Annotated in this window: 9 protein-coding genes; 5 read left to right on the forward strand and 4 right to left on the reverse strand. The window is 71.8% G+C overall.

The window, feature by feature from the left end:
• Window positions 1-158: 158 nt before the first annotated feature.
• Together ABZ920_RS28445 and ABZ920_RS28450 are read right to left on the reverse strand one after the other, a co-directional pair.
• Window positions 159-1136: a pirin family protein gene (locus ABZ920_RS28445; protein WP_361510983.1), complete on the reverse strand. Its 978-nt coding sequence runs from the start codon at window positions 1134-1136 to the stop codon at window positions 159-161.
• 158 nt (window positions 1137-1294) lie between these two features.
• Complete coding sequence (locus ABZ920_RS28450) at window positions 1295-1768, reverse strand: SseB family protein (protein ID WP_361510986.1); 474 nt, start codon at window positions 1766-1768, stop codon at window positions 1295-1297.
• 143 nt (window positions 1769-1911) lie between these two features.
• Between ABZ920_RS28450 and ABZ920_RS28455 the strand changes: the two genes are divergently transcribed.
• The 3 genes from ABZ920_RS28455 to ABZ920_RS28465 all read left to right on the forward strand — a co-directional run bounded on the left by ABZ920_RS28455 (window position 1912) and on the right by ABZ920_RS28465 (window position 5552).
• Entirely contained in the window at window positions 1912-3738 is a 1827-nt protein-coding gene (locus ABZ920_RS28455) for an acyl-CoA dehydrogenase (RefSeq protein ID WP_361510989.1), read from the forward strand.
• A gap of 80 nt (window positions 3739-3818) precedes the next feature.
• Window positions 3819-5168, forward strand: a complete 1350-nt coding sequence (locus ABZ920_RS28460) for a M18 family aminopeptidase (protein WP_361510992.1) — start codon at window positions 3819-3821, stop codon at window positions 5166-5168.
• Between the two features lie 135 nt (window positions 5169-5303).
• Complete coding sequence (locus ABZ920_RS28465; RefSeq protein WP_361510995.1) at window positions 5304-5552, forward strand: DUF6458 family protein; 249 nt, start codon at window positions 5304-5306, stop codon at window positions 5550-5552.
• A 12-nt stretch (window positions 5553-5564) separates the two neighbouring features.
• On the opposite strand, the gene ABZ920_RS28470 is transcribed toward ABZ920_RS28465, so the two are convergent.
• Complete coding sequence (locus ABZ920_RS28470) at window positions 5565-7421, reverse strand: NHL domain-containing thioredoxin family protein (protein ID WP_361510998.1); 1857 nt, start codon at window positions 7419-7421, stop codon at window positions 5565-5567.
• A gap of 258 nt (window positions 7422-7679) precedes the next feature.
• Here ABZ920_RS28470 and ABZ920_RS28475 point away from each other — a divergent pair, with 258 nt between their 5' ends.
• A complete protein-coding gene (locus tag ABZ920_RS28475; protein ID WP_361511001.1) occupies window positions 7680-8183 on the forward strand; it encodes an LURP-one-related family protein in 504 nt (167 codons plus the stop codon).
• 72 nt (window positions 8184-8255) lie between these two features.
• Here the strand turns inward: ABZ920_RS28475 and ABZ920_RS28480 are convergent, their stop codons facing one another.
• Window positions 8256-10403: a SpoIIE family protein phosphatase gene (locus tag ABZ920_RS28480; protein WP_361511004.1), complete on the reverse strand. Its 2148-nt coding sequence runs from the start codon at window positions 10401-10403 to the stop codon at window positions 8256-8258.
• A 204-nt stretch (window positions 10404-10607) separates the two neighbouring features.
• Here ABZ920_RS28480 and aspS point away from each other — a divergent pair, with 204 nt between their 5' ends.
• On the forward strand, window positions 10608-12371 hold the full coding sequence (gene aspS / locus ABZ920_RS28485; protein WP_361511006.1) for an aspartate--tRNA ligase: 1764 nt from the start codon (window positions 10608-10610) through the stop codon (window positions 12369-12371).
• Window positions 12372-12504 lie beyond the last annotated feature (133 nt).

Genomic DNA, 12504 nt, shown 5'->3' on the forward strand with positions numbered 1-12504 from the left:
GGCGCGGGCCGCCTTCGAGGGCATGCTGTGCGGGCTCGCGGACGCGCTGGACGTGCTGCGGGGCAGGGGCGTGGAGGTGCGGACCCGCGGGAAAGCCCCGCGGGTCACCGACCCGCCCCATGTCCGCGCGCCCCGGGAGACCGGCTCGGCGCCGGGCCTCAGGCTCCCGGCCCGCCCTCGGTCATGCCGTGCACCGCCGGGACGGTCCCCAGGCGGCCCTTCTGGAAGTCCTCGAAGGCCTGCTGAAGCTCCTCGCGGGTGTTCATCACGAACGGGCCGTAGTGGGCCATCGGCTCGCGGATCGGCTGCCCGCCGAGCAGCACGACCTCCAGGTCGGGGGTGTGGGAGTCCTGCTTCTCGTCCGCGCGGACGGTCAGCGAGGAGCCGGCCCCGAACACGGCGGTCTGGCCCAGGTGCACCGGGCGCCGCTCGGTGCCCACGGTGCCGCGGCCGGCCATCACGTAGGCGAGGCCGTTGAAGTCCTCCCGCCAGGGCAGCGTGATCTCGGCGCCGGGGGCCAGCGTCGCGTGGATCATCGTGATCGGCGTGTGCGTGATGCCGGGGCCCTGGTGGCCGTCCAGCTCGCCGGCGATGACGCGGAGCAGCGCGCCGCCGTCGGGGGAGGTGAGCAGCTGGACGCTGCCGCCGCGGATGTCCTGGTAGCGGGGGGCCATCATCTTGTCCTTGGCCGGGAGGTTCACCCACAGCTGCAGTCCGTGGAAGCGCCCGCCGGACACCACCAGCGACTCCGGCGGGGCCTCGATGTGCAGCAGGCCCGCACCGGCGGTCATCCACTGGGTGTCGCCGTTGGTGATGGTGCCGCCGCCACCGTGGGAGTCCTGGTGGTCGAAGACTCCGTCGATGATGTAGGTGACCGTCTCGAAGCCGCGGTGGGGGTGCCAGGGGGTGCCCTTCGGCTCGCCCGGCGCATAGTCCACCTCGCCCATCTGGTCCATCATGATGAACGGGTCGAGGTGGCGGTAGTTGATCCCGGCGAACGCCCGGCGCACCGGGAAGCCCTCGCCCTCGAAACCGCTCGGCGCGGTCGTGACGGCGAGCACGGGACGTGCCACGGCGTCGGCGGGCGCGGTCACGCGGGGCAGCGTCAGCGGGTTCTCGACGGTCACTGCAGGCATGTCGGTACCTCCTTGTGCGCTCACTTTAGTTGAGCGTTGAACTTTCTGCCAGTCCCAACAGAGGAAGCCCGGAGGGCATTCCTCCGGGCTTCGTCGCGCAGGGGCGTACAGGGGTGAAGTGGGCCTGGTGCGACAGCTCCCCCCGTCGCACGGGGTGTCTAGCCGTACATCCGGCGCATCGCGAAGTCGACCATCTGCTCGACCGCCTTCGCGTCGAAGACGATCCGGTGCTCGCCCTCCATGTCGAGGACGAAGCCGTACCCGGTGGGCAGCAGGTCGATCACCTCGGCGCCGGTGATGACGAAGTACTTGGACTCCTTGCCGGCGTAGCGGCGCAGCTCCTTCAGGGAGGTGAACATCGGGATCACCGGCTGCTGGGTGTTGTGCAGGGCCAGGAAGCCGGGGGTGTCGCCGCGCGGGCAGTACACCTTGGACGTGGCGAAGACCTGCTGGAAGTCCTCCGCGGTCAACTGCCCGGTGGTGAAGGCGCGCACCGCGTCGGCGAGCGACGGCGGCGACGGCTCCGGGTACAGGGGCGGCTGCTGGCCGTATCCGCCGACGCCCCCCGGCATCTGCTGCTGCGGCGGGACGTATCCCTGCTGCGCGCCCGCGCTCTGGTCGTAGCCGTACATGGGCGCAAGCGTACTGAGTCACAGATGGAGGGTTCGGGGTTGCTTCTTATTACCGACGGGTAGCATCATCGGAGCCACTTGTTGGTACGCGAACCAGATGCGAGGAGTCAGTGCCTCGCCGAGTCCTAAACGGAGCCGTCGCCATGGGGCACTACAAGCCGAATCTCCGCGACATCGAGTTCAACCTCTTCGAAGTACTCGGGCGCGACAAGCTGTACGGCACCGGCCCGTTCGAGGAGATGGACACCGACACCGCCAGGAGCGTCCTGGAGGAGCTGGCCCGCCTCTCGGAGAACGAGCTGGCCGAGTCCTTCGCCGACGCCGACCGCAACCCGCCGGTCTTCGACCCGGAGACCAACACCGCGCCGGTCCCCGCGTCCTTCAAGAAGAGCTACCAGGCGTTCATGGACTCCGAGTACTGGCGCCTCGGCCTGCCCGAGGAGATCGGCGGCACCACCTCGCCCCGCTCCCTCATCTGGGCCTACGCGGAGCTGATCCTCGGCGCCAACCCGGCCGTGTGGATGTACTCCTCCGGCCCGGCCTTCGCGGGCATCCTCTTCGAGGAGGGCAACGAGGTCCAGAAGCACATCGCCAAGATCGCCGTGGACCGCCAGTGGGGCTCCACGATGGTCCTCACCGAGCCGGACGCCGGCTCGGACGTCGGCGCCGGCCGCACCAGGGCCGTGCAGCAGGAGGACGGCTCCTGGCACATCGAGGGCGTCAAGCGCTTCATCACCTCGGGTGAGCACGACATGTCGGAGAACATCCTCCACTACGTGCTCGCGCGTCCCGAGGGCGCCGGCCCCGGCACCAAGGGCCTGTCCCTCTTCCTCGTCCCGAAGTACCTCTTCGACTTCGAGACCGGCGAGCTGGGCGAGCGCAACGGCGTCTACGCCACGAACGTCGAGCACAAGATGGGCCTGAAGGCCTCCAACACCTGCGAGATGACGTTCGGCGACAAGCACCCCGCCAAGGGCTGGCTGATCGGCGACAAGCACGACGGCATCCGCCAGATGTTCCGCATCATCGAGTTCGCCCGCATGATGGTCGGCACGAAGGCGATCTCCACGCTCTCCACCGGCTACCTCAACGCGCTGGAGTACGCCAAGGAGCGCGTCCAGGGCCCGGACCTGGCCAACTTCATGGACAAGACCGCGCCCAAGGTCACCATCACCCACCACCCCGACGTGCGCCGCTCGCTGATGACGCAGAAGGCGTACGCGGAGGGCATGCGCGCCCTGGTGATGTACACCGCCTCGGTCCAGGACGAGATCCAGGTCAAGGAGGCGAACGGCGAGGACGCCTCCACCGAGCACGCCCTGAACGACCTGCTCCTGCCGATCGTGAAGGGCTACGGCTCCGAGAAGGCCTACGAGCAGCTCGCCCAGTCGCTGCAGACCTTCGGCGGCTCCGGCTTCCTGCAGGAGTACCCGATCGAGCAGTACATCCGCGACTCCAAGATCGACACCCTGTACGAGGGCACCACGGCCATCCAGGGCCAGGACTTCTTCTTCCGGAAGATCGTCCGCAACCAGGGCGCCGCGCTGAACTCCCTCGCCGAGGACATCAAGAAGTTCCTGGCGCTCGGTACCGGCGGCGAGGAGCTGGCGGGCGCCCGCGAGCACCTGGCCAAGGCCGCCGTCGAGCTGGAGGCCATCGTCGGCCTCATGCTCACCGACCTCGCGGCCACCGAGCAGGACGTCAAGAACATCTACAAGGTGGGCCTGAACACCACCCGCCTGCTGCTCGCCTCCGGTGACGTGGTCGTCGGCTACCTGCTGCTGAAGGGCGCCGCGGTCGCCGCCGAGAAGCTCGAGACCGCCTCCGCCAAGGACAAGGCGTTCTACACCGGCAAGATCGCGGCGGCGAAGTTCTTCGCGGCCAACGTCCTGCCGGGCGTCACCCTGGCCCGCAAGGTGTCGGAGGGCGTCGACCTGGACCTGATGGAGCTGGACGAAGCCGCCTTCTGAGCCCGGCTTCCACACCATCCTCACGAGGGCCCGCTCCCACCACAGGGAGCGGGCCCTCGTCCGTCGTTAAGGTGAACTCCATGAGCGAACCCTCCCGCCCGTCTCCCTCAGCCACCCCTTCGGGGAGCACCGCGCCCGCAGCCCGGCCGTTCGACCGGGGCCACACCGACGACCTGATGTCCTTCCTGGCGGCCAGCCCGTCGCCGTACCACGCCGTGGCGAACGCCGCCGAGCGGCTGGAGAAGGCCGGGTTCCGGCAGGTCGCGGAGACGGAGGCCTGGGACGGGTCGAGCGGCGGAAAGTACGTGCTGCGCGGCGGCGCGATCGTGGCCTGGTACGTGCCCGAGGGCGCCGCTCCGCACACCCCCTTCCGCATCGTCGGCGCGCACACCGACTCGCCCAACCTGCGGGTGAAGCCGCTGCCCGACACCGGCGCGCACGGCTGGCGGCAGGTCGCCGTGGAGATCTACGGCGGGCCGCTGCTCAACTCCTGGCTCGACCGCGACCTGGGCCTGGCCGGCCGGCTCACCCTGCGGGACGGCTCGACGTGCCTGGTCAATGTCGACCGGCCGCTGCTGCGCGTCCCGCAGCTCGCCATCCACCTGGACCGCTCGGTGTCGGCGGAGGGCCTCAAGCTCGACAAGCAGCGCCACCTCCAGCCCGTCTGGGGCCTCGGCGACGACGTGCGCGACGGGGACCTGATCGCCTTCCTGGAGGAGGAGAACGGCCTGGCGGCGGGCACGGTCGCCGGCTGGGACCTGATGGTGCACTCCGTGGAACCGCCGGCCTACCTCGGCCGGGACCGCGAGCTGGTCGCCGCCCCGCGCATGGACAACCTGCTCTCCGTGCACGCCGGCACCGCCGCGCTCGCCGCGGTCGCGACCTCCGGCGCCGCCCTCGCCCACATCCCCGTGCTCGCCGCCTTCGACCACGAGGAGAACGGCTCGCAGTCGGACACCGGGGCGGACGGTCCGCTGCTCGGCGGCGTCATCGAACGCTCGGTGTTCGCGCGCGGAGGGTCGTACGAGGACCGGGCCCGCGCCTTCGCCGGCACCGTCTGCCTGTCCTCCGACACCGGCCACGCCGTCCACCCCAACTACGCCGAGCGGCACGACCCCACGCACCACCCGCGCGCCGGCGGCGGCCCCCTGCTCAAGGTCAACGTCAACAACCGCTACGCCACGGACGGTTCGGGCCGGGCGGTGTTCGCGGCGGCCTGCGAGAAGGCCGGCGTGCCCTTCCAGTCCTTCGTCTCCAACAACTCCATGCCGTGCGGCACCACCATCGGCCCGATCACCGCCGCCCGCCACGGGATCCGGACCATCGACATCGGCGTGGCCATCCTGTCGATGCACAGCGCCCGCGAACTGTGCGCCGCCGACGACCCGTTCCTCCTGGCCAACGCGCTGGTGGCGTTCCTGGAGGGCTGACGGCCCGGACGGACCGGAAGCCCATGGACATCCCCTGGCGCATGGTCACCCGCCGTGCGGGTATCCGGAGTTGACCGGAAGGGACCGGACAGGCCGGAACCGCCGGACCTGACACCGGACAGGGAGGCGACACTCATGGGCCTCGGCGGATGCATCATCCTCATCGCCGTGGGAGCCATCCTCACGTTCGCGACCGACTGGGACATGCAGGGGGTCAACCTCGACCTGGTCGGCATCATCCTGATGATCGTCGGACTGATCGGCGTGACGACCTTCAGCAGCATCGCCCGGCGCCGCCGCGTCATGGTGCCGCCCACCACGACGGTCGTCGAAGAGGAACGGCACCACACCCGCGACGGCTACACCGACGGCTACGGCGTGTGAGCACGCGCCGGATCAGGCGTCCATGCCGGCCAGGACCAGGGACAGCCGGTCCGTGCCGCCCTCGGCCAGGCGGACCGGAACACCCCAGTCCTGCTGGTGCACGTGGCAGACCGGGTGGTGTCCCCCAGTCTTCGACCGGGAGGCGCCCCCAGCAGGATCGTCGTCACAGGAGGCCGCCATCGCGGAGACGTGCAGCACGCCCACCGGGACGGCGGGGTTCAGCTCCAGGGCGCGGGACAGGTCGGTTCCCGCGCCCTCTCCCCCGAGCAGCAGCTCCGGCGGGGTCGAGGACACCAGCAGACGGGTCGACGGACCGTACCGGGTGTCGAGCTTCTGACCCGCCGGGGCCTGGAAGACCACGTCCAGCCGCAGTGGCCCCGCGGCCACTTCGGTGGCCTCGCGCCGCGTGCGGTGCGCGACGGCCTCGACCCGGACCGCCTCCTCCGGCAGCCGCAGCCGCGTCAGCCGGTGGCGCGCCGACTCCACCACCACGATGTCGTCGCCGACGAGCACGGCGTCGCTCGGTTCCCGCAGGTCGGTGGCGAGCGTGGTGACCTCCCCGGTGGCCGGGTCGTAGCGGCGCAGGGCGTGGTTGTAGGTGTCGCTGACGGCGACCGAGCCGTCCGGCAGCGCGGTCACCCCCAGCGGGTGCTGGAGCAGGGCCTGGCCGGCGGCGCCGTCCCGGTGCCCGAAGTCGAACAGGCCGGTGCCGACGGCGGTGTGGACGGCACCGTCCAGGTCCACCCACCGCAGCGCGGACGTCTCGGAGTCGGCCAGCCACAGCCGCTCGGGCGTCGCCGCGAGCCCCGACGGCTGTGCGAACCACGCCTGGTCGCCGGGCCCGTCCACGAGCCCCTCGTTGGTGGTCCCGGCGGCGACGGCGACCGTCCCCGCCTGCGGGTCGTAGGCCCAGAGCTGGTGGACGCCGGCCATGGCGATCCACACCCTGCCGTTCCACCAGGCCACGTCCCACGGCGAGGACAGATCCACCTCACGCGCCGGGCCCGACGTGGCCGACCCCTGCCACCACTGCCGTCCGGTCCCGGCCAGCGTCGTCACCTCGCCGGAGGCGAGGTCCAGGCGCCGCAGCGCGTGGTTGACGGTGTCGGCGACGACGACCGAGCCGTCGTCGAGCAGCGCGAGCCCCTGCGGCTCGCTGAACGCCGCGGTGCCGGCGTCGCCGTCGGCGAACCCGCGCGCGCCGGAGCCGATCCGGCGCACGACGCTCTCCCCGTCCGCCGCCAGCTCCACCAGCTGGTGCCGGGTCGTGTCGCTGACCAGGAAGGTCCCGCCCGGCAGGAGCAGCGCCTTGCCGGGGAAGCGCAGCACCGTCGGCTCCGGCTCGGGCGGCACGTACGGGCCGTCGCCGCGCCGCAGGGTGCCCTTCGCCCCGTGCTCAGCCTCCAGCTCCGCGATCAGCCGCTCCAGGGCGTGCGCGTGCCCCTCACCGGAGTGCTGCGCGACGACGTACCCCTCCGGGTCGATCACGGCGAGCGTCGGCCAGGCCCGCACCGCGTACTGCTTCCAGGTCGCGAGCTCGGGGTCGTCGAGGACCGGGTGCTCCACGCCGTACCGCTCGACGGCGTCGACCACCGCCTGGTGGTCCGCCTCGTGCACGAACTTCGGCGAGTGGACCCCGATGATCACCACCGTGTCGCGGTGCTTGTCCTCCAGCTCCCGCAGCTCGTCGAGGACGTGCAGGCAGTTCACGCAGCAGAAGGTCCAGAAGTCCAGGACGACGATGCGCCCCCGCAGGTCGGCGAGGGTGTACTGCCTGCCGCCCGTGTTCAGCCAGCCGCCCTTGCCGGTCAGCTCGGGGGCGCGGACGCGGGCGCGTCGGGGGGTGGGCGCGGAGGACGTTTCGCTCATGGATCAAGGGTGCCACCCGCGCCGCCGCCGGTCGGCGGCCGGCCCGCGGGGGCCCGTCGCCGTCGCCCGCCGCCGTCGCGGCCGGCCGGGGGGCCACGGGAGAGTGCGCGGGCAGCGCGGCGGCGGACAGGCGGACGGGGCCGGTCCGTCCAGTCCGGCGGGCCGGGCCACCGTTTTCAGCCCGTCGGGCCCGCCCTGTCTCAGCCCGTCGGGCTACCGGCCGCGTCGGGGCGTGGCGGCCGGGGAAGCGGTGAGGGCATGAGATTCCTCGTGCGCGACCGCATCCTCGGCATCGGTGACGACTACTGGATCGAGGACGAGCGGGGCAATAAGGTCTTCCTCGTCGACGGCAAGGCCATGCGGCTGCGGGACACCTTCGAGCTGAAGGACGCCCGGGGCCGGGTCCTGATCGACATCCACCGCAGGATGTTCGCGCTGCGGGACACGATGGTGATCGAGCGGGGCGGCGAGACCCTGGCGAAGATCCGGCGCAAGCGGCTGTCGCTGCTGCGCAACCACTACCGGGTGTCCCTGGTGGACGGCACGGAGCTCGACGTCAGCGGCAGGATCCTCGACCGCGAGTTCGCCGTCGAGTACGACGGGGAGCTGCTCGCGGTGATCTCCCGCCGCCGGCTGAGCGTCGTGGAGACGTACGGCGTGGACGTCGTGCGGGAGGACGCCGACCCGGCCCTGGTCATCGCGGTGGCGGTGTGCGTGATCCACCTGGCGGAGAAGGAGCGGGAGGGACACGACGGCGACTGACGGGCGGGACCGGGGAGGTCACGGCGAACGCGCGGGGCCCGCGCCGCGGCCCGCGGGTCCGGCCGGCCGGGGTCAGTGCTTGCCGGCCGGCTCGTCCAGCTCGAACCAGATGCTCTTGCCCACGCCCTGCGGATCGACCCCCCAGGCGTCGGCGAGCAGCTCGATCAGCATCAGACCGCGCCCGGAGGAGGCCAGCTCCCCGGGATGGCGCTTGTGCGGCAGGTCGTCGCCGGCGTCGGTGACCTCCACCCGCAGCCGCCGCTCGCCGCTCCCGCCGCCGTGGGTGCAGCCCACCTCGGCGACGAGGAAGGCGTCGGTGTCGGTGTGCACGAGGACGTTGGACAGCATCTCCGACAGCAGCAGCACGGCGGAGTCCACCTGCTCGTCCGAGGTCCAGTCGTGCAGCAGCTGGCGGAGCTGTTCGCGGGCCACGGCGACCTGCTCGGGTTCGGTCTGCGCGACCGTCATCAGGCTGCGGCGGGTGCCCGGCCGTCCGCCGGACGGGCCGGCCGGGTCCTCGCGCCGCCGGTTCAGCACGAGGAGGGCGATGTCGTCCTCGCGCCGGTCGGCGAGCGGGCCGGTGGTGTGGTGCGAGGACGGCCCGTGCACGGCCTGCACGAGCGTGTCGGCGAGCTGCTCCGCGCCGCCGCCGTGCTGTTCGAGGATCGTGCGGATGCGCTGCCAGCCCGACTGCAGGTCGTGGCCGCCCGTCTCGATCAGGCCGTCCGTGCAGATCAGCATGGTCTCGCCGGGCCCCAGGGTGAACCGGGTGGTCGGGTAGTCGGCGTCCGGATCGATGCCGAGGGGCAGTCCGCCGGCCGTCGGCCGCTGGAGCACTGTCCCGTCCGGCGTGCGGATCACCGGTTCGGGATGCCCGGCGCGGGCTATCTCCAGCACACCGGTCCGCGGGTCGACCTCCGCGTACAGGCAGGTGGCGAAGCGCAGGTCCGGGTCGCCCGAGCCGTCGTCGGTGATGCCGTGCAGGAACCGGGACGCGCGGGCGAGGACCGCGTCGGGGCGGTGGCCCTCGGCGGCGTAGGCGCGCAGGGCGATGCGCAGCTGGCCCATGAGACCGGCCGCGCGCACGTCGTGGCCCTGCACGTCGCCCATGACCAGCGCGATGCGGCCCGCTTTCCCGCGGCCGGTGCCGCCGGGCAGCGGGATCATGTCGTACCAGTCGCCGCCGACCTGGAGCCCGCCGCCGGTGGGGATGTAGCGCGCGGCGACGTCCATGCCGGGGATCCCGGGGCCGAGGGAGGGCATCATCGAACGCTGGAGCCCCTCGCTCAGCTCTCGCTCGGTCTCCGCCGTCCCGGCCCGGGAGAGGGCCTGGGCGAGCATGCGGGCCACCGTCGTCAGCACCGACCGCTCGTCGGGCGTGAAGGCGACGGGGTAGGCGAAGGCGGCCATCCAGACGCCCATCGTGCGGCCCTGGACGGTCAGCGGCAGGAAGGCCCAGGACTGGCGGTGGAAGCGCTGGGCGAGCGGCCAGGTGAGCGGGTAGCGGGACTGGTACTCCTGCGGGGTGGACAGGTAGACCGCGCGGCCGGTGCGGGCGACCTCGGCGGCCGGGTAGTCCGTGTCCAGGGTCATGTCCACGAACGGATCCTCGTCACCGGGCTGCTGTCCGTGGTGGCCGATGATCGTCAGCCGGTCGCCCTCGACGCCGAAGACGGCCAGCCCGTCCGGTGAGAAGCCGGGCATCGACAGGCCGGCCGCGACGCGCAGCACCTCCGCCGTGGAGCGGGCCTCCGCCAGCGCGCGGCCCGCGTCCAGCAGGAACGCCTCACGGGAGCGGCGCCAGTCGCCCGTGACGGTGGTCCCCGAGACCGGGGAACCCGGTGTCGGCTCGGTCACCTCCTGGAGGGTGCCGATCAGCTGGTAGGCCCGCTTGCCGGGGTCGAAGGTCGGCTTGGAGCGGCTGCGCACCACGCGGACGACCCGGCCGCGCTCGTCCATGACCCGGACGCGCACCTCGGCGAGGGTGCCCTCGGCGGCGGCGAGCTGGACGACGCCGGTGATCTCGTTCCAGTCGACCGGGTGCAGACGGGCGCGCACCTGGGCCTCGGTGAGCAGGGCCTGCCGGGCGGGCAGCCCGAGGAGCCGTGCCGCCTCGGCGTCGACCGTGACCAGCGCGGTGGCGGTGTCCCAGGACCACGTGCCGGTCGCGAGGGAGGCGAGGACGTCCCCCACGGCGGGCAGGGCCTCACCGGTGCGCATTGCCCCACTGTAAGAAGATGCCCTCGGGCACTGCCACCGATGGCGCATCGCCGCCCGAACTCGCCTGGCCGCCGGCGACCGGACGCGATCTCCTGCCGTGCGTCCTGTGGGGAGGTGGTCCCCGTGTGCCCGGTAGGCTGGGGAGGCAGTTTCACGTGAAACGTGAGACACAGACCCCGATCCGCGAAGGCTGGATGAACGACGATGCATCGGTACAGGTCCCACACCTGCGGCGAGCTCCGCGCCTCTGACGTCGGCACCGACGTCCGGCTGAGTGGCTGGCTGCACAATCGGCGCGACCTGGGCGGCATCCTCTTCATCGATCTGCGCGACCACTACGGCATCACCCAGCTCGTCGCCCGCCCCGGCACGCCCGCCTACGAGGCGCTGGACAAGCTCTCCAAGGAGACCGTGGTCCGGGTGGACGGCAAGGTCGTCTCCCGCGGCGCGGAGAACGTCAACCCCGACCTGCCCACCGGCGAGATCGAGGTCGAGGTCGGCGAGGTCGAGGTGCTCGGCGCGGCCGCCCCGCTGCCGTTCACGATCAACACCGAGGACGGCGTCAACGAGGAGCGGCGCCTGGAGTACCGCTTCCTCGACCTGCGCCGCGAGCGCATGCACCGCAACATCATGCTGCGCACGGCGGTCATCTCCGCCATGCGGCAGAAGATGTCGGCGATGGGCTTCAACGAGATGGCGACGCCGATCCTGTCCGCCCCCTCCCCCGAGGGCGCCCGCGACTACGTCGTGCCCTCCCGGCTGCACCCGGGCAAGTTCTACGCCCTGCCGCAGGCCCCGCAGCAGTTCAAGCAGCTGCTGATGATCTCCGGCTTCGACCGCTACTTCCAGATCGCGCCCTGCTTCCGCGACGAGGACGCCCGCGCGGACCGCTCCCCGGGAGAGTTCTACCAGCTCGACGTCGAGATGAGCTTCGTCGAGCAGGAGGACGTCTTCCAGCCCATCGAGAAGCTCATGACCGAGCTCTTCGAGGAGTTCGGCGGCGGCCGTCACGTCACCTCGCCGTTCCCGCGGATCCCGTTCCGCGAGGCGATGCTGAAGTACGGCTCGGACAAGCCGGACCTGCGCGCCAAGCTGGAGCTCGCCGACATCACCGATGTCTTCGAGGGCTCGCAGTTCAAGGCGTTCGCGGGCCAGCACGTGCGGGCGCTGCCGGTGCCGGACGTCGCCTCGCAGCCGAGGAAGTTCTTCGACCAGCTCGGTGACTTCGCCGTCTCGCTGGGCGCGAAGGGCCTGGCCTGGGTGCGGGTGGCCGAGGACGGTTCGCTGACCGGTCCGATCGCGAAGTTCCTCACCGAGGAGAACGTCGCCGAGCTGACCAAGCGTCTGGCGCTGTCCCCCGGCCACGCGGTCTTCTTCGGCGCCGGCGAGTTCGACGAGGTCTCGAAGATCATGGGCGCGGTGCGGGTGGAGGCCGCCCGGCGCGCCGGTCACTTCGAGGAGGGCGTCTTCCGCTTCTGCTGGGTCATCGACTTCCCGATGTACGAGAAGGACGAGGAGACCGGCCGGATCGACTTCTCCCACAACCCCTTCTCGATGCCGCAGGGCGGCCTGGAGGCCCTGCAGACCCAGGACCCGCTGGACATCCTGGGCTGGCAGTACGACATCGTCTGCAACGGTGTCGAACTGTCCTCCGGCGCCATCCGGAACCACGAGCCGGAGATCATGCTCAAGGCGTTCGAGATCGCGGGCTACGACCGCGAGACCGTCGAGGAGCAGTTCGCGGGCATGCTCCGCGCCTTCCGCTTCGGTGCCCCGCCGCACGGCGGCATCGCGCCGGGCGTCGACCGCATCGTGATGCTGCTGGCCGACGAGCCCAACATCCGCGAGACCATCGCCTTCCCGCTCAACGGCAACGCCCAGGACCTGATGATGGGCGCGCCGTCGGAGCTGGACGAGGCGCGGCTGCGGGAGCTGCACCTGTCGGTGCGCAAGCCCCAGCCGAAGTAGTCCCGCGCGCGGCGCACCCGCACGGCGAGGCGGCCCGGAACCGGTTCGGTTCCGGGCCGTCCGGCGTTCCGCGCCCGTGTGGTCCGGGCCGCCCGGCCGCCTGTGCGGGGTCCGGGCCGCCCGGCGGTGCGCG

The sequence above is a fragment of the Streptomyces sp. NPDC046831 genome (genome assembly GCF_040645305.1).
In the GTDB taxonomy this organism is placed as follows: domain Bacteria; phylum Actinomycetota; class Actinomycetes; order Streptomycetales; family Streptomycetaceae; genus Streptomyces.

Bases quoted from the DNA above. Each gene is read 5' to 3' on its own strand.
- ABZ920_RS28450 (WP_361510986.1), bottom strand. From the start codon at position 1,768: ATGTACGGCTACGACCAGAGCGCGGGCGCGCAGCAGGGATACGTCCCG.
- ABZ920_RS28455 (WP_361510989.1), top strand. From the start codon at position 1,912: ATGGGGCACTACAAGCCGAATCTCCGCGACATCGAGTTCAACCTCTTC.
- ABZ920_RS28470 (WP_361510998.1), bottom strand. From the start codon at position 7,421: ATGAGCGAAACGTCCTCCGCGCCCACCCCCCGACGCGCCCGCGTCCGC.
- ABZ920_RS28460 (WP_361510992.1), top strand. From the start codon at position 3,819: ATGAGCGAACCCTCCCGCCCGTCTCCCTCAGCCACCCCTTCGGGGAGC.
- ABZ920_RS28445 (WP_361510983.1), bottom strand. From the start codon at position 1,136: ATGCCTGCAGTGACCGTCGAGAACCCGCTGACGCTGCCCCGCGTGACC.
- ABZ920_RS28480 (WP_361511004.1), bottom strand. From the start codon at position 10,403: ATGCGCACCGGTGAGGCCCTGCCCGCCGTGGGGGACGTCCTCGCCTCC.
- ABZ920_RS28465 (WP_361510995.1), top strand. From the start codon at position 5,304: ATGGGCCTCGGCGGATGCATCATCCTCATCGCCGTGGGAGCCATCCTC.
- ABZ920_RS28475 (WP_361511001.1), top strand. From the start codon at position 7,680: ATGAGATTCCTCGTGCGCGACCGCATCCTCGGCATCGGTGACGACTAC.
- aspS (WP_361511006.1), top strand. From the start codon at position 10,608: ATGCATCGGTACAGGTCCCACACCTGCGGCGAGCTCCGCGCCTCTGAC.